Consider the following 21,511-nt stretch of genomic DNA (forward strand, 5'->3'; position numbering starts at 1 on the left):
AAATGGTAAAACGATCTACCCCAATGCTCCGCAGGCTTGCGGTCAAGGTTTCCCGGGTTCAGGAGCCGATGCTGGAGGCGCGCACCACGAGCTCGGGTGCGAACTCGATCTGCGCCGTCGTGCGCCCCGCGCCTGCCGTGCCGGGATCGCGCAGCACGGCGATCTCGTCGATCAGCAGATCGGCCGCGGCGGCGCCCAGACGCGCGTGCGGTGTGCGCACCGTGGTCAAGGGCGCGGCGGTCGACTGGGCGAACTCGATGTCGTCATGGCCCACCACGGCGATGTCGGCCGGTACGCGCACCTGTCCGCCGGTCGCGAAGGCCTGGATGACGCCGATCGCCAGTAGGTCGTTGGCGCAGAAGAGGGCGTCGGGGCGGTCGGCGGGGCTGCGTGCCATGAGCCGTTCGGCGCAGGCGATGCCTGCCCGCACCGAACGCTCCGGAACGGAGATGATCTCCATGCTCGCGTCCGGCACGGTCTCGATCACGGACAGGGCGCCGCGCTGCCGGTCGGCGATCTGCTGCAGATCGAATGAGGACGCGACGAAACCGATCCTCCTCCGGCCGAGTTCGATCAGATGCCGGACCGCGAGACCGCTGCCGGCGACATGGTCGGTCGAGACCGAGGCCTGCTGGGGCGAAATCGCGCGTCGTGCGCTGAGCACACTGGCGATGCCGCGCTGACGGAGCCGGTCGAGCTCCGGCTCGACATCGCCGACGGGCGAGACGATGCCGCCGACGCGCTGCTGCTCGAAGAGCTGCAAGTACTCCTGTTCCCGCCGGCGAGAGCCGGTGTCGTTGGCCATCAGCAGGTACATGCCGCGTCGTTCGGTACGAACCCCAGTGTTTCCACCGCCTGCCCGATCCGCTCCCGAGTGGTATCGGAGAGCTTGTGGGGCTTGGGGAAGTAGTTTCGACACCGAGGACTGGGACACCCGGGCGAGCTCGGCGACATCCCTGATGGTGACCTTGTTCAGGAGCCCTCCCCTGTATGTCCCTCAACCGCGCCGCAGCTCGGCGGCACGACCATGCTGGTCCCGGCGGCCGCAGTACCCGCGACCGGCGGTCGTCCGTTTCCACCGACGTGGCACAGCACCGGCGCCGCACCGGAAGAGGCCCGGAAGACCTGACGAAGGCACTGCCGGACCTCCTGCCCTGACCGTGTCGGAGGCGCTCCGCTACGAGGCCGCCTCCACGGCCGACCGCCGCTTGCGGCGGCTGCGTTGCGGGTCCGGGTCCGGGTTCGGGACGGGGGCGGCTGCCACCAGGCGTTGGGTGTACGTGTGCCGCGGCCGGTCGCACACGTCGATACTGCGTCCCTCCTCGACGATGCGTCCGTGCTGCAGCACCAGGGTGCGGGCCGCGAACTCCTTGACGACGGCGAGGTCGTGTGTGATGAACAGGTAGGCGCACCCGAGCGTGTCCTGGAGTTCGGTGAGGAGACTCAGCGCGGCTGCCTGGGACGATCACCAGAAGCGGCACGGACAGCGCCAGCCTGCGGACCTTCTACGGCTTCCGCTATGTGTCCGTCACCGCGTCGGACACCGTCACGGTCACCCGGCTGACGGGCAGGGTCGCGACCTCCGCCGTCCGCGAGACCGGGACCGTCACCACGAACGATTCCGACGTCAACCAGCTGGCGAGCAACATCCGTTGGGGGCAGCGCGGCAACTACCTCTGGGTGCCCACCGACTGCCCGCAGCGCGACGAATGCCTCGGCTGGACCGGCGACACCCAGGTCTTCGCCACCACCGGCCTCTACAACGCGGACGCCGCCGTCTTCCTCAGCCACTTCCAGGACACCGTCGTCGACTCCCAGGTCATCTATGGCGCGGACAAGGCCCAGTACACCGGAGTCGCCCCCGGCGGACGCTACAACTTCCCCGGCGGCGGCAGCGGTTGGGCGGACTGCGGAGTCGAGTCGTCCTCCCCTGGACGATCTGGCAGATGACCGGCGACACGACCGTCGTGGAGGGCAACTGGCCTTCCATGACGCGCTACCTGGACTGGATCCAGGAGCAGACCGGCGACACCTACGCCGGGCAGGACTCCCTCACCGGGGACTGGCTCGCCCCGCAGAAGACCAACGCCCAGCTGATGAGTGACGTCTACTACGGATACTCGGCCCGGCTGATGGCGGAGACGGCCCGCGCGATCGGCCGGGCGGCCGAGGCGGCAGAGTACGAGGCGGTCGTGCCCGCGAACAGCGAGGCCCCCCTGCGGCTGCCGGCCGCCTCCGCCGGTTGGCGCACGTCATTCACTCCCAGTCGTCACGCTGCCCGGCCTTCAGCCGACCATGGGCCGTTGAGCGTGCGAGTGAGTAGGCGGCACTCACCTTCCGGCCACCCGCCGCTCCGAGCACCACACCGGCGGCCGAGCGGTGTGACCGAGGTCGGCGGCCCCCGGCGGAGACTAGGAGTACCTGAGTACTCATGGTTCTGATGCAGTTCCGTGTACTGGGGCCCCTGGGATCTACGACGACATCGGACGACGGAGCGTTCCGCTGACCAGTCCCAAGCGGCGGGCGCTGCTCGGCGCGCTGCTGGTCCGCGCGGGGCACCGGTGCCGGCCAACGAGCTGATCTCCGAGCTGTGGGGCGACAACGCACCGGAGAAGGCGGGAAACGCGCTGCAGGCACATGTCTCGCGACTGGTCAGCATCCGATCCGCGTACCGCGTCCACGCTGCTGTGCGGTGCGCTGGGCCTGTGGCGCGGTTCCGCGTTGGAGGGAGCCGCGCACGGTCGGCTGTGCGACGCGGCAGCCGCGGCCCGGTTGGAGGAGGAGCGGCTGTTCGTCCTCGAGGACCTGTGCCAGTCCGCGCTGAGCCTTGGTCAGCACCTTCAAGTCCTGGCACAGTTGGGCGAGTCGGTCGGTCCGGCAGGTCGGACGGCAGCAGGCAATGAATGCGGACTGCGCCTCAGAGGACTGGGTTGGCCTGATGCCCCAGGCGGGGCAACCGGCGCCCTACAGCAGCCCTCCCAGTGGGAGGACGCGCTCGGTGAGCTGTCCACGCAGCCGGTCTCCGGCGATGTCGGCTTCGGCGAGCCAGTCGGCGGCGACCAGCAGTTCGACGTGTTCGGCGACTTGGTCGGGTGTCAGGGCACAGAACGCGGTGGCCTGGTCCAAGTGGAGCCCGCCGTCCTGGGCGTGCCCGAGACGACCGTCGGGGCGGGTGTGGGCGGCGGTGTACAGGGCCAGGAGCCGAGCGGACGCGGTGGCCTTCTTCTTGCGGATCTTCCGGTCACCCACGGCTCGTTGTGCCCAGCCGGAGATCCTCGCGCGGGTGACTTTGCCGAAGGTGAACGGGCGGGGCTGCTCGGGCAGCAGAGCGGGGACGGTGACCGCGACGGGGCCCTCCGGGCGGGCAGCCATCACTTCGCCGATGCTGCCGGGCAGGCGCAGCCAGTCCGCGTCGAGCAGTAGTTGAAGCACCCGCTCGGCATCGTCTTGGAGCCAGCCGGTGAGGTCCTGGCCGGTGACGTTCCCGGCGCCGGCGCGTGCCGCCCGCAGCGTGAGCATGAGCACCGCGAGGTGTACTTCGGGTTCCGGGTGCGGGGCGTGCGCCTGGACGTAGTCCAGCACGGTGCGGGCGTGCACGGCCTGTGTCCGGGTCAGTAGCCGTTCCACAACCGGTACGCTGCCGTCCGCTGTGTCGCCGATGGCCTGGCCACCACGGTTGGCGTGCATCTCCAGGGTGGTCTGCGCGGCCTTCTCGGCCCGGTGTGCCTCGTGGCGCAGGGAGTCGTCGCCGCTCACGTCGGCCCACAGGCCGAAGGCGCGGGCCTTGCGCTCGTGGAGTTCGGCGAGGAGAGGGAGGTCGGGTTCGGGGCGCTGTTGGTAGGCGCGGAAGGCGTCCCCGAGTTCGATGAGCTCCAGGCGTAGGACGTCGGGCTCGAGGTCGTGCGGCACGATCCGCTGCGCGATCTTCCCCCACCGCTTGGCCGGCCGGGACGCCGCGCGGGATGAGGCGCGGGATGAGGCGGCACGGGTATGGGGGACCCGTGCGGGTGCGGGTGAAGGTGTGGTGGCCGGTGACGGCGAGGCGTCGGTCGTGGGGGAGGGGCGGTGGTCGGAGAAGACCGCCGCTACGCCGGCCCTCGCCGTGGCGGCGGGCGTCGGGGTCTGCCGGTCCGTCCCGGCCGGGGTGGTGCGGGCCGGAGGCGCCGCGGTGGCCAGGACACGGCAGTCGGGGGTGGCGGCCGCGCACCGCGCGCACATCTCAGCGATGCGCCACAGTCGTCCGGCCCGCTCCGCGTACACGGTCAAGGTCACAGGTCCGCCGCACCGGGCCGTTTCCGGAGCCGACCGGTTGCCACCCCGAGGTCCGCCGACGGGGTCGGGTGTGTGCCAGGAGCAGTCGGCGGCCCGGCAGGCGCACCACGCCTCGCCGCGGGGACCGCCGCCCGCGCGGATGTGGGCCAGGTGCAGGTTGATGTGTTCGACCGCGGCTTTGCGTCCAGCGGCGCCGCCGGGAAGGCGCTGATCAGGGCAGGCCGGGCGGGTGCAGGAGAGCCGGACTGTGCCGGCGGAGAGGCGGCCGTAGGGGTCCAGGCGCACCGTCCATACCCGTCCCGCGACAGGTTCCTCCTGCCGTGTGCAGGTCTCCACCGCCATGTGCGCACCCTCCAGCGTTGCTTGGTCCGTTATCCGGGCAGTCTCCATGATCGGGGATGATCGGAGATCAGGTGCTGAAGAGCGGATGATTCACCCCAACGTGCGCTGCCCGCAGGGCAGAAGGTCAGGGCTCGCCTGGATCTGATCACCCCTCACCCACTTCGACCGGTGCCTCGTCTCGATCCACCGACCAAGCCGGGCCGGGTGGAGCTCCTTCACGGGGGACTTTCTGAGCAGGCATGACGGATGCGGTTGTGGATGCCGCCGAGGTCGCAAGGCCGGTCAGGCGGATGAGGCCATCGAACAGCGGGCCCCCACCGCGCAGTTGCCCGGCTGGCAGCGCCACGGCGCCGGCGCTGTCCTCAAGCTGCGCGCACTCTTCAGCCTCATCGGCGACGGCGACTTCCGAGCGTACTGGCGCTGCCACTTGGCCCGCGAGCACCACCGAACCCATGGGGACCATGACCATGACCAAGACCATGACCCGGACTATGACGGATATCGCCCGGCAGCCTGAGGGACTGTGGTTCAGGAGGGTTCGGGGAGAAAGGCGGTGACCGTGTCGGCGAACCGTGTGGGTATGTCGTGATGCACGACGTGACCGGCGGGCAGCTCGGCGAGGCGGACTCTGTCGGCGCAACGGGCGGCCATCTCCTTGGCGTGGTCGGCCGTCAATTCGTCGCTGCGCGTTCCACGGACCAGCAGCGTGGGGCAGGACACCGATGTCCAGTCGTGCCAGTGATCACCGTTGAGAGCCTTCCGGGACGCCACGGTGTCGGCGATGCCGAAGGAGAACCCCCAGCCGTGGGCTGTCCGCCGGAAGGAACACTCCAGATAGGGCGCCGCGGTGCCCAGAACCGCGACCAGCGCTTCCCGGGACGACGTGACGCAGGGAAGGCTTGCCTGGAGATGCAGTCGCCCACGACGGCGGGATCCGTGTGCTCATCGTCGACGATGAGCCCGCACTCACCGAGCTGTTGTCCGCGGCAACCCGGTACGCATCCGCGTCCTCGAACTGCCGCAGAACGACTCGCTCCCGGGCAAGACCTGCTCAACGAGATCGAGAGAGAACCGTCCGGCCTCTCCCGGCAACTGGCCGCACTGCGCCGTTCGGGGATCGTCGTCTCCATCCGGGAGGGCTCCACGGTCAGTTACGCGCCCGTCGGCGGCGAGAGTTGCTCGTCGAACTCCAACAGACGGACCTCCGAGCCACCTTGCCGACCGGGGCAGCGCATGCCCTTCTGCGGTGTCACCAGGCTACTGAGGGTGCGTGGCGGTCGCCTCGCGATGGCAAAGGCTCAGTCGGCTGTTGGCCATGTCGGTCATCAGTATCGGTGCCGTGCCCACCCACCCGGAGTCGGTGCTGCGGGTGGACGACCCGCTCCCTCCAGCATGATCGCCGCGTGGGAGGGAACGCCGAGCCGTAGTCCTGGTATCGCATGACCTCCCGCAGGGCGCTCACGCGATGGGCGACCGCGCTCGCACCGGCCAGGTCCTCCTTGCGAGCGAAGCCGATCTCGATCTCGATCTCGGCCTGGGGCTGGGGCTGGGGCCGAGGTCGGGAGGGCACCTTCGCCTCGGCCGCGACGTCCATGCCTGCGAAGGGCACCCCGAAGTCGGATGGGCCGAGACCCAGCCGACGCAGGACGGCGGGCGAGGCCGGACCGCTCTTCCGGCCGGCGGTGGCCTGCGCCATCGCGTCCGTGCGGGGATTCCTGTCTGCCGTGCCGGTCACCGCCCCTGTGCCGTAGCGACGGCGAACCCGGCGATCCAAGCGGGAACGGCCTCGTAGAATCGGGACGTCATGGCGTACGGGCCGGTCGCCGCGAGAGAGGCGAACGCCGCGATCCAGGCGCGGACCTCGTGTGCCGAGCCCCCGCCCTCCTTCGCCATCCACTCCACCGTCCAGGAGTCGAACTCCGTGAGTTCGCCGCGTTCCAGATGATCGAGGAGACGGTTGTCCCAGTCCGGGTTGATGGGGATCATCCCGCTCGACCCGGCGGCGTAGTCACGGCCGGCCTGGACCACTCGCCGCTCGCCCCTGGCCCGCTGCTCAGGTGTCGGGGGGCGGCCCTCGATGAGCGCGTCGGCGACCGGTGGCGGCGCACCCTCCAGGACGGGGACCGGCGGGTCGTGCGAGAGGCCGCCCGAGGCGACGAACAGCACCCGCAGGCCGAGCCCGGCGGCGGCCTCGCCCACCGCCGTTCCCAGGGCCCTGATCCGGCTCACCGGACACAGGGGGGTGGCCACCCCGTTGACGAAGACGGGCACGACGGGCACCTGGTCGATGCCGCCGAAGAGCACCTCCAGCGGCTGCGCGAACCCGTGGTCGACGGTCATCCGGGCGGAGACGGTCAGGTCGACGCCCCGGTCGAGGACACCCTGCGCCAGGGCCTTGGCCGCGTCGACGTCGACCGACAGCGGGCCCGCCTCGGAGCCGAAGTCCCCGACCGCGTGCGCCTCGGTCGCCAGGCAGAACGGTGGCATCTCCCGGTAGAAGAAGCCGTTGTAGTGGTCGGGCGCGTACAGCACCACGAGATCCGGGTCGAAGTCGCGGACGAAGTCCCGGGCGCCCGCCACGGCCCGGTCGACCCGGGCCAGGACTTCCGGCTCCGGGTCGTTCCTGCCGATGAGCGGCGAGTGGGACAGCCCGACGGCTGCTGCGGTCATGGTGACGGGGTTCCTTACTGGCGGGTGGCCGACGGGTGGATGACGAGCTTTCCGGTCAGCTCGCCGTCGATCATGAGCTGGAAGCCCTTGTGGATCTCCGCGAGCGGCAGGGTCCGGTCGATCACCGGCCGTACTCCGGTGGCGTCGAGCATGCGCAGCATCGACACCAGCTCGGCGCGGGTGCCACCGGTGGAGCCGAGGACGCGCTGCTGGAGGTAGAAGATCCGGCCCAGGTCGGCGGGCGGGTTGGCGCCGCTGGTGGCACCGGCGATCACGACCGAGCCACCCGGCCGCAGCGACTTCAGGGAGTGCGACCAGGTCGCCTCCCCGACGGTCTCGATGACGACGTCGACCCGCTCGGGCAGCCGCTCACCGGTGGGCAGCGCAGCCCGCACGCCCCACGAGAGGGCCTCGACGCGCTTCGCCTCGCTCCGGCTGGTGGTGTACACGACGGCCCCGGCCGCCACGGCCAGCCTGATCGCGGCCGAGGCCACCCCGCCGCCCGCGCCCTGCACGAGTACGCGGTCGCCCGCCCTGATCCGGGCCTGCGTGAACAGCATCCGGTAGGCCGTGGTCCAGGCGACGGGCAGACAGGCCGCCTCGTCGAAGGACAGCCACTGCGGCTTCGGCACCAGGTTGCGGGTCGGTACGACGAGGTACTCCGCGAAGGAGCCGTCGTGCCGCTCGGAGAGCAGCGCACGGTTCGGGTCGAGCGTCTCGTCGCCGTGACCTGCGTCCGGGTCGCCGAGGACCGGGTGGACGATGACCTCGTTGCCGTGGTCGTCGTACCCGGACGCGTCGCAGCCGAGGACGATCGGGAGGCGTTCCGGCGGATGGCCGACGCCCCGCAGGGTCCACAGGTCGTGCATGTTGAGTGAGGAGGCCACGACCCGGACCCGGGACCATCCGGGCCTCGGCGTGGGTTCCGGGACGTCGCGCAGCACCAGCCCCGACAGCGGGTCGGCGGCGCTCTGGGAAACAGCGGTTGCGGCAAGCACGTGCTCACGTTCGCTCCGACCAGGCACGGGGCCATAGCCGGTGTGCCGCTGTGCAGCACACACCGTGCACGGGCGCCGAGAGAGCGCCGACCCGGCAGGACGCGACCCCGCCGGTCCCGGACGTGCGGACAGCACGCCGACCCGACCGGCGCGAAGGGCGGGTCGGGTCAGTGGGCGGGGGCCGTCAGTGGGGCATGTCGTCCAGCGCGGTGGACAGCCTGGCGATGCCGGTGGGCTCCGCCGCGAACAGCACGACGCTGCCGCCGGGCAGGTCAGCCTCCACGATCCGGCTGAACCCGCCCTCCTCCAGAACGAGTTGGGTGGCGGTGTCGTCCTCGTCCGGTGCGGCGATCACCCGGCGGCACCGCGGGTCGAGGGCGAACAGGGCGGGCACGAGGTCGCGCAGCAGACGTGCGGCCGGACCGGGTCCGGGCCCGGCGCCGTCCGGGCTCGGCGGGACGAGGCCGATCGCGAGATCGTGTGCTCCGAACGGATAGCAGGCCCGCAGCGGATGGTCCGGTACTCGGTGGAGTTCCAGAAACAGTTCCGGACCACCCTCGGCGGCCCGCACCGCGTAGGTCCGGGCGGGCCGGCGGGGGAGCCCGCTGGGCGGTCCGGCGAGGGCGCGCAGCATCCACCGGCCGCCGAGCGGGGGTTCGCCGAGGGCCGGCGGGGCGCCGGGGGCGGTTGCCATGGCGGGCTCACACCGCTTTGACGGGCTGGTGCGACTCCACCCAGCGGCGCAGTTCGGCCTTGACCAGCTTGCCGCTGGCATTGCGCGGCAGTTGCTCGGCCACCATCACCCGCGTGGGCAGTTTGTAGCGGGCCAGGTGGTCGCCGGCGAACGCGCGGACCTCCTCCACGGTGGGCGCCGTACCCGGTTCGCAGGCCAGGACGGCGAGTACGCTCTCGCCCCACCGCGGGTCCGGTACGCCGATGACGGCGGCCTCCAGGACTCCGGGGCAGGCGGCGAGGACGCGTTCCACCTCGGCGGGGTAGACGTTCTCGCCGCCGCTGATGATCATGTCCTTGAGGCGGTCCACGATGTAGTAGAGGTCGTCCTCGTCCCGGTGGGCGATGTCGCCGGTGTGGAACCAGCCCGCGTCGTCGAAGGCCGCGCGGGTGGCGTCGGGGTTGTTCCAGTAGCCGGCGGTGACGTTCGGGCCGCGCACGCAGATCTCGCCGCGTGTGTCCGTTTCCTGGATCCGCACACCGGTGACGGGGTCGGTGAGGCAGACCTCCGTGTAGGGCATGGGAGCGCCCGCCGATCCCGCCTTCCCCAGCGTCAGCCCGGCCGGCAGATAGGTCGCGAAGGGTGCGGTCTCGGTCAGTCCCCACGCCTGCTGAAGCAGGATGCCCCGCGCGCCGTAGTCCCTGATCAGCTGGGGCGGCACGGGAGCCCCGGCGACGATCGCGGACCGCAGGGCGCCCAGGTCGGCCTCCGCGAAGCCGGGAACCCGGGCGAGCGCGGCGAACATGGCGGGCACGGCGAAGAAGGAGGACACGCGGTGCCGGACCAGATCCTCCAGGCACTGTGCGGGGTCGAAGCCGCGGCGCAGGACGACGGTGCCGCCGCGCAACAGGGTACGCAGCGTGAGGGCGTTGAGACCGCCGATGTGGAACAGCGGGGCCACGGCCAGGTTCACGTCGTCGGCCCGGGTGTCGACGACGCTGTCCACGTTGACCGCGTTCCACCACAGGTTGCCGTGGGTGAGCATGACGCCCTTGGGCCGGCCGGTGGTGCCGGAGGTGTACATGAGCATCGCGAGGTCGTCGTCGTACAGTGCCACCGGCTCCCGGGCGGTCCGGCCGGAGCCGTACAGCGACGACAGCGGTGTCCAGACGGCGTCGGGGGCCGCTGTCACGGGACACACGGAGTCGGTGTCGACCAGGACGTGCCGGCGCGCCGGCACCTCGGCCGCGATCGACTCGACCAGTTCTCGGTGGCCCTCCTCGACGACGAGGGTGTGGGCGCCGCTGTCGTCGAGTATGTGGCGGACCTCGTCGGCCGCGAGCCGGAAGTTGACGGGGACGAAGACCGCCCCGAGGTGCGCCGCCGCGATCATCGTTTCGAGGAACGTCACGCTGTTGAAGCCGAGGTAGGCGATCCGGTCCCCTCGGCGCAGCCCGTTCGCAGCCAGACTGACGGCCAACTCGGCTGAGGAGTCGACGAGTTGGGCCGCTGAGACCTCGCGGCCCTCGTAGACGACGGCGGGGGTGGGCGACTGGGCTCTGCGACGCAGGGCGGCGGCGGGGCTGATGTCGACGGCGGCCATGGCGTCGGCTCCTTCGGTGACTGTCGGGGACGGGGGGAGGGGAGGGGAGGGGCGTTCAGAGAGTGGCGCCGCCGGCGGGGGTTCGGAAGCCGCGGACGGCGATGCCGCCGTCCGCGGGGATCACGGCACCGGTGACGGTGGAACTGTTGGCGCGGGAGGCGAGCAGCACATAGGGCCCGGTGAAGTCCTCGGGCTCGACGCTGGAGTCGTACAAGGGAATGAGAGGAGGCTGCTTCTCGCCGGACGCCTCGTTCTTCGCGAAGGAGGCCTCCAGCGTGCGGTCCTGCAGCCCCAGGCTCCCGGGGCCGCGCAGCTTGGTGCGCATACCGCCGACGGCGACGCCGTTGACGCGGACCTTCGGCGCCAGCTCATAGGCGAACTGGCGGAGCAGACCGAGGCAGGCGTGCTTGCTGGCGGTGTACAGGGAGCCGCCGCCGTCGGTGTGGAGGGAGGCGTTGGACAGGGTCATGACGATGCTGCCGCGGGTCGCGACCAGTTCACGCCAGGCGGCCTCCACGGCGAGGACGTAGCCCTTGACGTTGATGTCGAAGATCTCGTCGAAGGCCGCCGACAGCTCCTTTCCGGTCAGCCGGGTGACGCTGCGGTGGTAGTCCCAGATACCGGCGTTCGGGACGAGGACGTCCAGCTTGCCGAACCGCTCGACGGTGGCGTCCACCGCGTCGTGCAGGTCGGTCGGGGAGCGTACGTCGCCCGGCACCGCCAGCACGCGCGCGCCACGGTCACCCGCGGCGCGCACCACCTCCTCCAGCTGTTCGGCGCTGCGGCCGACCACGGAGACACTCGCGCCCTCGGCCAGGCAGCGCAGGGCGACGGCGCGACCGATGCCGGAACCGCCGCCGGTGATGAGGACGACCTCGCCCTCCAGCCAGCCCATGGATCAGTGCTCCTTGAGGAAGTCGGTGACCAGACGCTCGAACTCCGCCTGCCGTTCCACCTGCACCCAGTGGCCGCAGCCGCCGAAGACGTGCAGCTGTACGTCGCGGATCCGCCTGAGCATGAGCTGCGCCCCGTCGAGAGTGATGGTGCGGTCGTCACGGCCCCAGAGCAAGAGGGTCGGCGCCTCGATCTCATGGACGCGCTGCCAGAGCGGGTCCATGCCGTGCCGCTTGGCGAAGGCCGCGTTGTAGCGGTGGTAGAAGGCGATGTGGGACTCGTCGAGGGACGCCTCGTAGCGAGCCTGCGCCGTGTCCGCCCAGCGCTTGGGCTCGGCCGTCATCACACCGATGAAGTCCCGCATCTTCCTCAGGGTCGGCCCCTCGCCGTTGTAGTAGCGGAACATCGCCTTCTGGCCCTCGGTCGGGGTGGGGCCGAAGGGCAGCCAGCCACCGCCGGGCGCCATCAGCACCAGCTTCTCGACCCGTCCGGGGGCGGCGAGCGCGGTGGCGAGGGCGGCGGCGCCGCCGAGGCTGTTGCCGAGCAGGTGGAAGCGGTCGACGCCGAGGCCGTCCAGGGTCTGGAGCAGCGCGTCCACGGTGATCTCGGTGATGCTGCGGGCGTCCAGGTCGGCCTCGGTGGGACGGTAGCTGCCGCCGAAACCGGGCTGGTCGGGCAGTACGACACGGAAGCGGCGAGTGAGGGCGGGCAGGTTCTGGTGGTAGTTGGCCACGGCGCCCGCGCCCGGACCGCCGCCGTGCAGCATCACCAGCACCGGCCCCTCACCGGCCTCGGTGACCGCCATGGGCCCGAGCGTGGTCCGCACGGTGTGCTCGACGAGTTTGGGCTCTTCCGCCCGAGCTGTGGTCACGAGAGGTCTCCGGTCACAGGAAGGTACTGATGTTCTTGGCGAGCAGGACGTTCTGGTCGAGCAGGATCGTGCGGCGGGCGATCAGGAGCGTTCCCTCCGGGGTGCGGCGGAGTACGTCGGTACGGCCGCCGGCGTAGACGTCGACCTCCCGCTCCAGCCGGTTGCGGTAGCACAGGAACGCCGACTCGGCGACGTACTCACCCGGCTCCTCGCCCGGTCCGACCAGAATGTTGGTGATCAGATGCCGGGTCCGTGACGGCGGGTCCTCGGCCCAGGCCATCCCGGAGTCGAAGCGGCGGATCCGCCAGGCCAGACTCGCCTTGGTCTCGTCGAAGATCCCCACCTCGCCCGGTGCGCCGTCGGCCAGACTCTGCTGGCGCCGCAGCCGGTTGGTGCGCACCGGCGCCCAGTAGCGCAGATCGTCGGCGAGCAGCTCCAGCCAGTCCGCGTACCGGTGCTGGTCGAGCAGCTGTGCCTCGACGGCGTACAGGCGCTGCACCTCGAAGTGGAGCCGGGTCTCCTCGACGAAGGAGAGGGGCGGGGGGCCCGTCACCGTCGCCTCCGGTGGGTGGGTGTTCATGGGTGGGCCTCCTGCGGGCCTTGCTCGGTGCTGACATTCCAGCGCGGAGGGGGTGGTTCGGGGAGAGCGTGTGCCACGGGACGGCACGGCGGCGCGGTCACCGTTTCAGCAGCGCGCGCAGGTCGGTGCTCTCGTCGGCGAGCCGGGCGGCGTCGACCGGGATGCCCCGGTCGACGATCCTGCGGGCGGACTTGATGTCGCGTCCGCGGTCGATGGCCGCCGCGGCCACCAGTCGGCCGTCGCGCAGTCCGAAGACGGTGAAGGCACCGCTGTCCGGTTTGCCGCGCACCACGGTCCGCTCGGCGTCCGCCATGGTGCCGACGGCCTCCAGACGGCAACCGTGCCGGTCCGACCAGAACCAGGACACGCCGGGCTCCGGGAGCGGCCGGCCGAGAATGCCGTGGGCCGCGGCCTCGCCGCTGCGCTGGGCGGCTTCCCAGTGCTCGTGCCGCACACGGTGGCCGTTGTGGCGTGCCACGTCGCCGACCGCGAAGACGTTCGGGTGGGAGGTGCGCTGCCCGGTGCCCACGACGACGCCGTCGTCCACGTGGAGTCCGGCCGCCTCGGCCAGGCCGGTGGCCGGGCGAACCCCGATGCCGGCCACGACCAGGTCGGCCGAGACGGACCCGCCCGGCCCGGCGAGGCGCAGCACGACGCCGGAGCCGCCGGGGCGGTGCTCCAGGCGTGACACTCCGCCCGTGATCACGTCGATGCCCTCGGCGGTGTGCCGGCCGTGCAGAGCGCCCGCGACGGCGTCACCGACCACCCCGGCCAGTGGGATCGCCACCGGGTCCACCAGGGTGACCCGGCAGCCCCGTGCCACGGCCACCGCCGCCGTCTCGGCACCGATCAGCCCGGCACCGACGACCGCCACCCGGGTACCGGGCAGCAGCCGTTCCCGCAGCCGCACGGAGTCCTCCCAGGTGCGCAGCACATGCACGGCGGGATCGTCACCACCGGGCACGGGCAACGCCCGCGGTGTGCCGCCGGTCGCCAGGACGACCCGGTCCGCGTCCACCGCGGTGCCGTCCGCCAGCTCCAGGCCGCCCTCGTGCGGGCGGACCGCCCGGACCACGGTTCTCTCGCGCAGGGCGACGCGCTGCTCCGTGTACCAGTGCTCGGGCCGCAGCAGGACGTCCTCGCGCCGGGCCCGGCCCAGCAGTACGTCCTTGCTGAGCGGCGGACGATCGTACGGCAGCCCGGGTTCGGCGGAGTAAAGCGCCAGTTCGCCGTCGTAGCCCAGGGCGCGCAGGGCGTCGCAGACGGAGACGGCGGCCAGGCCCGCGCCGACGACGGCGATGCGTCGGCAGGAGTTCATCCTGCCGCCCCCTCGTCGGGACCGAGGTGCAGCCAGATCCCGCCGTCACGGACCTCGACACGGTGGGCGCGCACGGCCGTGGTGGCCGGCATGCACTGCGGTTGCCCCGATTTCAGGCAGAACCGGGCGCTGTGCAGCGGGCACTCGACCTCGCCGTCCTCGATCCAGCCCTCGGACAGGGAGGCCTGGCCGTGGGAGCAGGTGTCGTCCAGGGCGTAGTAGGCGCCGGCGTCGCGGAAGACGGCGATGGCGTCGCCGTGGCCGGTGATCTCCGCGGGCACCTTCAGCGCCTCGCCGTCATCGATGTCGTCGACTTCGGCGACCTGGACGCCGGTGCTCGTCGTGCTCATGGGGTGTCCTTCTCGTGGGCCTTCGCCTGGTCCTTCTCGTGCCAGGCCGGCGTGTTCATGAGGTCGCGCCAGCGTGCGTAGAAACCGCGGGCGGCACCGTCGCTGTAGAGGTGGCCGGTGGTGCCGGGATGGACGCCGTCCTCGGCCTGGAGCCCCATCCCCATCTGGTAGTTCAGGGCCATCGAGCCGGCCATGAAGCCGTGCGCGGTGGCCTGGCACTCGCTCCAGTTCTCGCCGTCGTCCTGCTCGAAGATGCCGGTCGGCCCGAACGTCCGCAGGTTGTACAGCCGTTGGGCGTCCCTCACCTCCTGCGGCATGGACCTGTCGACGATCGTCCAGGCCCAGACCTCCATCCGGTCAGGGCCCTTGGGGTGCCAGACGCGGATGGAGCCGTTGACCGGCAGGTAGGAGAAGTTGGGGAAGACGGTGGCGTGACCGGTGGTCATGGGCCCTTCGACACGGGCGTCACCGAGCCGGTCGCGCAGTGCCTCGTAGTCGTAGTGACCGTGCACGACCCGGTCGTCGAAGCGGCTCTTGGGGTGGGTGGGGAAGCCGGCGCCGTGACCGAGCGGATCGGTGTACTGCCGTCCGGGCGTCTGCACGATCTCCGCCTTCGGCCCCTTGCCGGAAGGTGACATCACCATCAGCGCGGACGCGTGCGAGATGTTGACGTGGTACCAGTCGGAGGCGAACTGCTCGGCCGCCAGCTTCCAGTTGCCCTCCAGCACCCACTTGTGGACCCCGCCGAGGGCCTCGGTGCCCTCCGGGTCGCGGTCGAGCATCGCGTCCATGTACCAGGTCATCCCGCCCAGCGCCTCGACGAGTGGCGGCGCCTCGGGGTTCCAGGTCGCGAAGACGAGCCCTTTGTACGTGTCGAGCTGCGCGACCTGGGTCAGACCCCACTCCTGCCGGTCGAAGTGCGCGGGGTAGTCCTCGCCGTTGGGCACGTTGACCAGCTCGCCCGCCAGGCCGTACGACCAGCCGTGGTAGCTGCAGGTGAACGCCTTCGTGGCGCCCGCGTCGGCCCGGCAGACCCGCATCCCGCGGTGCCGGCAGGCGTTGAGGAACGCCCGTAGTCTCCGGTCCCGGCCCATGGAGACGATGACGGGGTCCTCGCCCATGTAGGTGGTGAAGAAGTCACCGGGCTTCTTGAACTGGCTCTCGTGCGCCAGGAACAGCCAGCTCGGTGCGAAGACCCGGCGCAGTTCCTGCCGGTAGATCGCCCGGTCGCTGAGGATCGTGCGGTCGACGAGCCCGTGGTCGAGGTCGAGGTGCGCGCTGATGTCGACGGTCGACTCAAGGGCGCGGGCCAGGCGGCGCGCCTCGCGGCGGGCGGCGGTGGACGTCGTCGCTGGTCCTCCTTGAGCGGGGTCGCCCCTGCCGGGAGCCGCCGGACCGGCGCCGTCGGTGTCGTGTTGAAGCATGTGGCCAGCACATGCCACCGCCCGGTTGCGGAACAGCCGCTGTTCCGTGGTGCGGCACGCCGCTGACGTGGGCCACGTCACGTGCCGGTCCGGGGTGTCCGGTGTGCGCCGCGTCGTGCCGCCGGACGGCGCGGCGCCCTTTCCACCTCGGGAGCCGCTCCATGCCTGAGACCACCGGTGATGCCGCACCTGCCGTCGCGCTCGTCCTGGATCCGGTTCTCTCCCTCCCGCGCGGCCCGCGTGGACGTCCGGCACCGGACCCGGAGCGGTTCACGTCGCGTGCCGCAGGGCGGAACGGTGTGTGGTCCCCCTGCTTGTCCGGGATTTCCATGTGCCCCACGTCACACGCGGTAGCCATCTCCGGTCAGGCCGGGGAGCCCGCCTCCTCCAGGGAAGTCCACGATGCCACCACCTTCCACACCACGGTCGCCCGAAGGCCGCTCTCACCGGTCCGGCGGGGGGTGACCCCGGCGTGCTCGAAGTCGGCCGACTGGCCGTGCACTACGGCAAGGCGCAGATCGCACTGCACGATGTCACCCTCACGGTCCCGGACGGTGCCGCCGTCGCGGTACTGGGAGCCAACGGCGCGGGCAAGTCCACGCTGATGCGTGCCCTGTCAGGAGCGCTCGGACACCACCGCGGCACCGTCGACGAGGGCACCATCACCTACGACGGCCGGTCGCTGCGCGGGCTGGACGCCGCCGGCATCGTGGCCGCCGGGGTGGTCCAAGTACCCGAAGGGCGGAGGATCTTCACCACCCTCACGGTGGAGGAGAACCTGAGGGCCGGGGCCGTGCTGGTCCGCGACCGGGTCGCCCGAACCCGCAGACGGGACGAGGTGTACGAGCTCTTTCCCGTACTCGCGGAGCGCAGGGAGCAGCGCGCCGGTCTGCTCTCCGGCGGCGAACAGCAGATGCTCGCCATCGGGCGGGCACTGATGTCCGGTCCCTCCCTGCTCCTGCTGGACGAACCGTCGCTGGGCCTGGCGCCCAGGATCGTGGGGCGCATCGGCGAGATCGTCCGGGAGATCAACCGGCAGGGCACCGCAGTGCTCCTGGTCGAGCAGAACGCGGCCATGGCCCTGTCCGTCGCCGACACGGCCTACGTCTTCGAGGTCGGCCGGGTACGTCTGTCCGGCCCCAGCGCCGAACTGCGGAAATCCGACGAGATCCGGCGGCTCTACCTCGGCGGTGACGCCGGGCCGGAACAGCACGGGCCGACGAAACCCGGTGAGCGCGCGCCGGCCAGGTGGTCCGCATGAGCGAGGACACGATCCTCCGGGTCGACGGAGTCACGGTCCGCTTCGGCGGGGTCACGGCGCTGGACGCGGTCTCGTTCGAGGTCGCCAAGGGCAGCGTGCACGCCGTCATCGGCCCCAACGGGGCGGGCAAGTCCTCCTGCTTCAACGTTCTGTCCGGGGTCTACCGCCCGGTCGCCGGTTCCGTCCGGTACGCGGGACGCGAACTCGTGGGCATGGCTCCGCACCGCATCGCCGCCCTGGGTGTGTCCCGGGCCTTTCAGAACCTGGCACTGGCCGGAGACCAGAGTGTCGCCGAGAACCTCATGGTCGCCAGGCACCACCTCACGCGAGCCGGGTTCGTGGCCACCGGGCTGCGGTTGCGCTCCGCCCGGAACGAGGAGCGACGGCACCGCGAGCGCGTGCGTGAGATCGCCGGGTTCTTCGACCTGGGGGACCGGTGGGACGTACCCGTCGGCCTGCTGTCGTACGGCGAGCGCAAGCGCGTCGAGCTTGCCAGGGCTCTGGCGGCGGAGCCCGAACTGCTGCTGCTGGACGAACCGGTCGCCGGGATGAACCACCACGAGTCCTGGGCGATGGCTCGTCAGATCCGCCGCGCACGGGACGAGATCGGCGTCAGCGTGCTCCTCATCGAGCACGACATGCCGATGGTCATGGCCCTGGCCGACAGGGTCACCGTCCTGGACTTCGGCCGCCGCATCGCGGACGGCACACCTGCCGAGGTCAGCGCCGACCCGGAGGTGATCCGCGCCTATCTGGGAGCCGACGAACCGACGTCCGATACCACGGCGGGCGACGACTCGGCGAACGCCGGATCGGGGACCGTCGGCGCGACGACCGACGGAACGGCGACCGATGGAACGACGACTGCGGAGCACGTATGACACGCCTACTGGAACTCCTCGCCGTCGGACTGTCGCTGGGCATGCTCTACGCACTCATCGCCATGGGGTTCGTGATCATCTACAAGGGCACCCGGGTCGTGAACTTCGCCCAGGGTTCGTTGCTGGCGCTCGGCGCGTACGCGGTGGCGCGCATCGCCCCCTCGGCCGGCTTCTGGGCCGCGTCGGTGGCCGGGATCGTCATCACCGTCGCCGGATCCCTGCTGATCAGGTTTCTGCTCTCACGGGCCCGCGGCCACGACCACATGGCGCTGGCCATCGCCACGATCGGTGTCGACGTCGTGCTGACCACCGAACTCACCCGGCGTATCGGCCCCGACGTCCTGTCCATGCTCGATCCGTGGGGCGCGGCCACCGTGCGGCTCGGGGGCGTCACCGTCCCCCAGGCCCGCATCGCCGCCATGGCTGTCGCGGTCGTGACCCTCGGCCTGCTGCTGATGCTGTTCCGGTACACCGGGTGGGGCGTCGCCATGCGGGCGGCGTCGGCCGATGCCGAGGCCGCGTCCCTCATGGGAATCCGGCTCGGCCGGGTCGCGACGGTCTCCTGGATGATCGGCGGGGCGCTCGCCGCGGGTGCGGGCGTCTTCATGTCCACGTTCCCGTCCGCCGGCCTGGACAGCCATGCGAGCACGATCGCACTCGCCGCGATACCCGCGATCATCCTCGGCGGCCTGGACTCCACACACGGCGCGATCGTCGGGGGCATCACCGTCGGCATGGCGAAGTCCCTCACCGCCGGGTACGGCTCGGAGCTCGGCTTCCTCGGCGCCGGCTTCGGCGATGTCATGCCCTACGTCCTCATGGTGGCGGTGCTCATGTGGCGGCCGTCCGGGCTCTTCGGCACCAGGGAGTTCATCCGTGTCTGACCGTACGAACCTCGTCAGCCGTGTCCTTCCCGCGGTCGGCCTGATCCTGGCGCTGATGGTGCCCTTCTACCTGAGCGGCTTCTGGCTGCTGCTCGGCGTCATGGTCATGGCCGCCGCGATCGGTGCCATCGGCCTCAGCCTGCTCGTCGGCACAGCCGGCCAGCTCTCCCTCGCGCACGCCTTCTTCCTGGCCGTGGGCGCCTACGCCTATTGCTGGTTCGCCGGAGCACCGGGGCCGGGAGGCGGCGGCATCACCCTCACCGGGCTCGAACTGCCGCCGCTGCTCGCGGCCGTTCTGGCGGTGGCCACGGCGGGAGTTGCGGGACTGCTGTTCAGCCCGGTCGCCGGCCGGGTCCGCGGACTGTATCTGGGGCTCGCGTCGCTCGCCCTGGTGTTCCTCGGCCAGCACCTGCTGTTCAACCTGTCCTCGGTGACCGGTGGGTTCAACGGACGCGGCGTGCCCGAACTCTCCGTCCTGGGCTTCGAGCTGACCGGCCGGGACCCGGAACTGACGCTGCTGGGCGTGCCGTTCGGCGACCGCGAACGCCAGTGGTACGTGGCCCTGGTCTGCGTCGTCGTCGCCTCCGTCTTCGCCCGGCGGGTGCTCGCGGGCCGTCCGGGCCGTGCCCTGGTCCTCATGCGCGAGAACGAGACCGCCGCCGGCGTCGTCGGCGTACCGGTGAGCCGCTACAAGGCCTCCGCCTTCGTCCTGTCGTCGATGTACGCGGGTCTGGCGGGTGTGCTGCTGGCCCAGGCGTTCCAACGGGTGGTGCCCGAGTACTTCGGGCTCGTCCTCTCCGTGGAATACCTGGCCATGATCGTGATCGGCGGGCTCGGCTCCGTGACCGGTGCCGTCCTCGGTGCCGCCTTCGTCACCGGGCTGCCCAGCCTGCTCAGCCACTACAGCGGACTGCTCACCTTCCTCGCCGAGCCCGGAACGTCCGGAGTGGACCCGGCGGTGGCCGCCCGTCTCGTCTTCGGCGTCGCGATCGTCGCGGTGATCCTCCTGGAACCGGGAGGGCTCGTCGCCCTGGGCAGGCGCCTGCGTCTCGCCGTCCGGTATCGGGCGGACGCCGCCGGCCCCGGGGATCCCGGCTCGCCCCCTGATCCCGTCGGCCACTCCGCACTTCCCCCACAGGACATGACCACCGCCTCTTCCTGACCAACCTCCGAAAGGGACTTTGGATGCTTGTCAATTCGCCCACCAGACTGGGTACGGCCGTCGCCGCACTCTCACTCGTCGCTGTCGGCTGCAGCAGCAAGGCCACCGAGACCGCCGACTCCTCCTCCGGCACCAAGACGGGGCCCGGCGTCACCGCCGACACCATCACGCTGGGCGCGCTCACCGACCTGTCGGGGGTCTTCGGCGCCCAGGGAAAGATCATCGTCCAGGGCAACCAGCTCTACATCGACAAGATCAACGCCGCGGGCGGCATCTGCGACCGCGAGATCGAACTCGTCGTCAAGGACCACGGGACGGACGTGCAGAAGGCCGTGAGCCTCTACGCCGAGACGGAACCGGAGGTCCTCGGGTACGTGCAGATGCTCGGATCGCCCATCACCAGCGCCCTGGACACCGACATCACGGATGCCAGGACGCTGACCGTGGCCACGGCATGGTCCTCCACCCTGCTGAAGAACCCCGACATGATCGTGATGGGTAACACCTACGACGTCGAGACCGTCAACGGCATCGACCACCTGGTGCGGGAGAAGGACCTGAAGTCGGGAGACGTCCTGGGCCACATCTACTTCGAGGGGGACTACGGCAACTCCGCGCTGCAGGGCAGTACCTACGCCGCCGAGGAACTGGGTCTGAAACTGGAGGGGATCCAGGTGAAGGCCACCGACACCGATCTCACAGCACAGGTGACGACTCTCAAGTCCCGTGGTGCGAAAGCCATCGTGCTCAGCGTCGGTCCCCGTCAGACCGCGTCGGTGGCGGGCGTGGCCGCCTCCCTCGGATACGACGTGCCGCTGCTGGCCAACACACCCGCCTTCGACCCGTCCCTGCTCTCCACCTCCGCCAGGTCGGCCTTGGAGAAGAACCTGTCCGTGATGACCTCCATAGCCCCGTTCAGTTCGACGGACGAGGGACCGCGGGAGGTCGCCGCCGCTCTCCCCGAGAAGTTCCCTGACACCCAGCCCAACAGCTTCGTCAACCTGGGCTATGCCAGTGCGCTGGTCTACGCCGAGGTCCTGGACAAGGCGTGCGAGAACCGGGACCTGACCCGCGAAGGCGTCAACACGGCGTTCCGGCAGCTGAAGAACGTCGACACGGGTGGTCTGACGTCGGCCCTCGACTTCTCCGCCACCGGTCGGCAGCCGTCCCGCCAGACGTATGTCACAAAGGTCGACAGCTCCGTCCCCGGTGGGCTCGCCCTCCAGGGGCCCGCCACGGAGAGCGAGACGGCCGAAGGCTACACGTCCGCGGGTTGAGCCTCCGGGTGCGTCCGTATCCGGAGGCCCTCCCTGGGCTCTGACACCGCT

At 70.9% G+C, this 21,511-nt stretch carries 20 protein-coding genes and 3 pseudogenes; 8 read left to right on the forward strand and 15 right to left on the reverse strand.

All coding sequences use genetic code 11. The features are described 5' to 3' along the window. Positions 1-58: 58 nt before the first annotated feature. Together F9278_RS45490 and F9278_RS48005 are read right to left on the reverse strand one after the other, a co-directional pair. Positions 59-817: a substrate-binding domain-containing protein gene (locus F9278_RS45490; protein WP_152173528.1), complete on the reverse strand. Its 759-nt coding sequence runs from the start codon at positions 815-817 to the stop codon at positions 59-61. Positions 818-1,177: 360 nt separating this feature from the next. Next, entirely contained in the window at positions 1,178-1,348 is a 171-nt protein-coding gene (locus tag F9278_RS48005) for an ABC transporter ATP-binding protein (RefSeq protein ID WP_226967233.1), read from the reverse strand. A 152-nt stretch (positions 1,349-1,500) separates the two neighbouring features. Between F9278_RS48005 and F9278_RS45500 the strand changes: the two are divergent. After that, positions 1,501-2,186 (forward strand): annotated as a pseudogene (locus F9278_RS45500) (alpha-L-rhamnosidase-related protein); the annotation flags it as partial. Between the two features lie 451 nt (positions 2,187-2,637). Then, positions 2,638-2,853, forward strand: a pseudogene (locus F9278_RS48980) (BTAD domain-containing putative transcriptional regulator); the annotation flags it as partial. A 111-nt stretch (positions 2,854-2,964) separates the two neighbouring features. Here F9278_RS48980 and F9278_RS45510 read toward each other — a convergent pair. The 3 genes from F9278_RS45510 to F9278_RS45520 form a co-directional block, all read right to left on the reverse strand. Then, entirely contained in the window at positions 2,965-4,272 is a 1,308-nt protein-coding gene (locus F9278_RS45510) for a hypothetical protein (protein ID WP_319023139.1), read from the reverse strand. Positions 4,273-4,759: 487 nt separating this feature from the next. Continuing rightward, positions 4,760-5,095, reverse strand: a complete 336-nt coding sequence (locus F9278_RS45515; RefSeq protein ID WP_152173530.1) for a hypothetical protein — start codon at positions 5,093-5,095, stop codon at positions 4,760-4,762. Between the two features lie 47 nt (positions 5,096-5,142). Next, on the reverse strand, positions 5,143-5,385 hold the full coding sequence (locus F9278_RS45520) for an alpha/beta fold hydrolase (RefSeq protein WP_193241935.1): 243 nt from the start codon (positions 5,383-5,385) through the stop codon (positions 5,143-5,145). Positions 5,386-5,599: 214 nt separating this feature from the next. Here F9278_RS45520 and F9278_RS48010 point away from each other — a divergent pair. After that, positions 5,600-5,787, forward strand: a pseudogene (locus tag F9278_RS48010) (transcriptional regulator); the annotation flags it as partial. Between the two features lie 558 nt (positions 5,788-6,345). Here the strand turns inward: F9278_RS48010 and F9278_RS45535 are convergent. The 10 genes from F9278_RS45535 to F9278_RS45580 form a co-directional block, all read right to left on the reverse strand. Further along, positions 6,346-7,284, reverse strand: a complete 939-nt coding sequence (locus tag F9278_RS45535) for a 3-carboxyethylcatechol 2,3-dioxygenase (protein ID WP_152173531.1) — start codon at positions 7,282-7,284, stop codon at positions 6,346-6,348. 14 nt (positions 7,285-7,298) lie between these two features. Further along, positions 7,299-8,282, reverse strand: a complete 984-nt coding sequence (locus F9278_RS45540; RefSeq protein WP_152173532.1) for a zinc-binding dehydrogenase — start codon at positions 8,280-8,282, stop codon at positions 7,299-7,301. Positions 8,283-8,466: 184 nt separating this feature from the next. Continuing rightward, positions 8,467-8,976, reverse strand: a complete 510-nt coding sequence (locus F9278_RS45545) for a GNAT family N-acetyltransferase (protein WP_193241936.1) — start codon at positions 8,974-8,976, stop codon at positions 8,467-8,469. Between the two features lie 7 nt (positions 8,977-8,983). Beyond that, positions 8,984-10,558 (reverse strand): acyl-CoA synthetase, encoded by a 1,575-nt coding sequence (locus F9278_RS45550; protein WP_152173534.1) that lies wholly within the window; start codon positions 10,556-10,558, stop codon positions 8,984-8,986. A 55-nt stretch (positions 10,559-10,613) separates the two neighbouring features. Further along, a complete protein-coding gene (locus F9278_RS45555) occupies positions 10,614-11,453 on the reverse strand; it encodes an SDR family NAD(P)-dependent oxidoreductase (protein ID WP_152173535.1) in 840 nt (279 codons plus the stop codon). A 3-nt stretch (positions 11,454-11,456) separates the two neighbouring features. Continuing rightward, positions 11,457-12,323 carry an alpha/beta fold hydrolase gene (locus F9278_RS45560; protein WP_152173536.1) on the reverse strand — a complete coding sequence of 289 codons (867 nt, stop codon included), beginning with the start codon at positions 12,321-12,323 and terminating at the stop codon, positions 11,457-11,459. Between the two features lie 13 nt (positions 12,324-12,336). After that, positions 12,337-12,903: a 3-phenylpropionate/cinnamic acid dioxygenase subunit beta gene (locus tag F9278_RS45565; RefSeq protein ID WP_152173537.1), complete on the reverse strand. Its 567-nt coding sequence runs from the start codon at positions 12,901-12,903 to the stop codon at positions 12,337-12,339. 97 nt (positions 12,904-13,000) lie between these two features. Then, complete coding sequence (locus F9278_RS45570; protein WP_152173538.1) at positions 13,001-14,221, reverse strand: NAD(P)/FAD-dependent oxidoreductase; 1,221 nt, start codon at positions 14,219-14,221, stop codon at positions 13,001-13,003. Next, positions 14,218-14,571, reverse strand: a complete 354-nt coding sequence (locus F9278_RS45575; RefSeq protein ID WP_152173539.1) for a bifunctional 3-phenylpropionate/cinnamic acid dioxygenase ferredoxin subunit — start codon at positions 14,569-14,571, stop codon at positions 14,218-14,220. The genes F9278_RS45570 and F9278_RS45575 overlap by 4 nt, the downstream gene beginning before the upstream one ends. Then, a complete protein-coding gene (locus F9278_RS45580) occupies positions 14,568-15,995 on the reverse strand; it encodes an aromatic ring-hydroxylating dioxygenase subunit alpha (protein ID WP_152173540.1) in 1,428 nt (475 codons plus the stop codon). Before F9278_RS45580 ends, F9278_RS45575 begins: the two co-directional genes overlap by 4 nt. Positions 15,996-16,467: 472 nt before the next feature. On the opposite strand from F9278_RS45580, the gene F9278_RS45585 reads away from it, so the two are divergent. Genes F9278_RS45585 through F9278_RS45605 form a run of 5 tightly spaced genes read left to right on the forward strand, consistent with a single transcriptional unit; the run spans position 16,468 to position 21,460 of the window. Beyond that, positions 16,468-17,256, forward strand: coding sequence for an ABC transporter ATP-binding protein (locus tag F9278_RS45585; protein ID WP_152173541.1), 789 nt, complete (start codon positions 16,468-16,470; stop codon positions 17,254-17,256). Then, on the forward strand, positions 17,253-18,137 hold the full coding sequence (locus tag F9278_RS45590) for an ABC transporter ATP-binding protein (RefSeq protein ID WP_152173542.1): 885 nt from the start codon (positions 17,253-17,255) through the stop codon (positions 18,135-18,137). Before F9278_RS45585 ends, F9278_RS45590 begins: the two co-directional genes overlap by 4 nt. Then, a complete protein-coding gene (locus F9278_RS45595; protein ID WP_152173543.1) occupies positions 18,134-19,021 on the forward strand; it encodes a branched-chain amino acid ABC transporter permease in 888 nt (295 codons plus the stop codon). Before F9278_RS45590 ends, F9278_RS45595 begins: the two co-directional genes overlap by 4 nt. Beyond that, positions 19,014-20,183 (forward strand): branched-chain amino acid ABC transporter permease, encoded by a 1,170-nt coding sequence (locus F9278_RS45600; protein ID WP_404818998.1) that lies wholly within the window; start codon positions 19,014-19,016, stop codon positions 20,181-20,183. The genes F9278_RS45595 and F9278_RS45600 overlap by 8 nt, the downstream gene beginning before the upstream one ends. Before the next feature lie 23 nt (positions 20,184-20,206). Beyond that, entirely contained in the window at positions 20,207-21,460 is a 1,254-nt protein-coding gene (locus F9278_RS45605; protein ID WP_152173545.1) for an ABC transporter substrate-binding protein, read from the forward strand. Positions 21,461-21,511 lie beyond the last annotated feature (51 nt).

The organism is Streptomyces phaeolivaceus (assembly GCF_009184865.1).
GTDB lineage: Bacteria > Actinomycetota > Actinomycetes > Streptomycetales > Streptomycetaceae > Streptomyces > Streptomyces phaeolivaceus.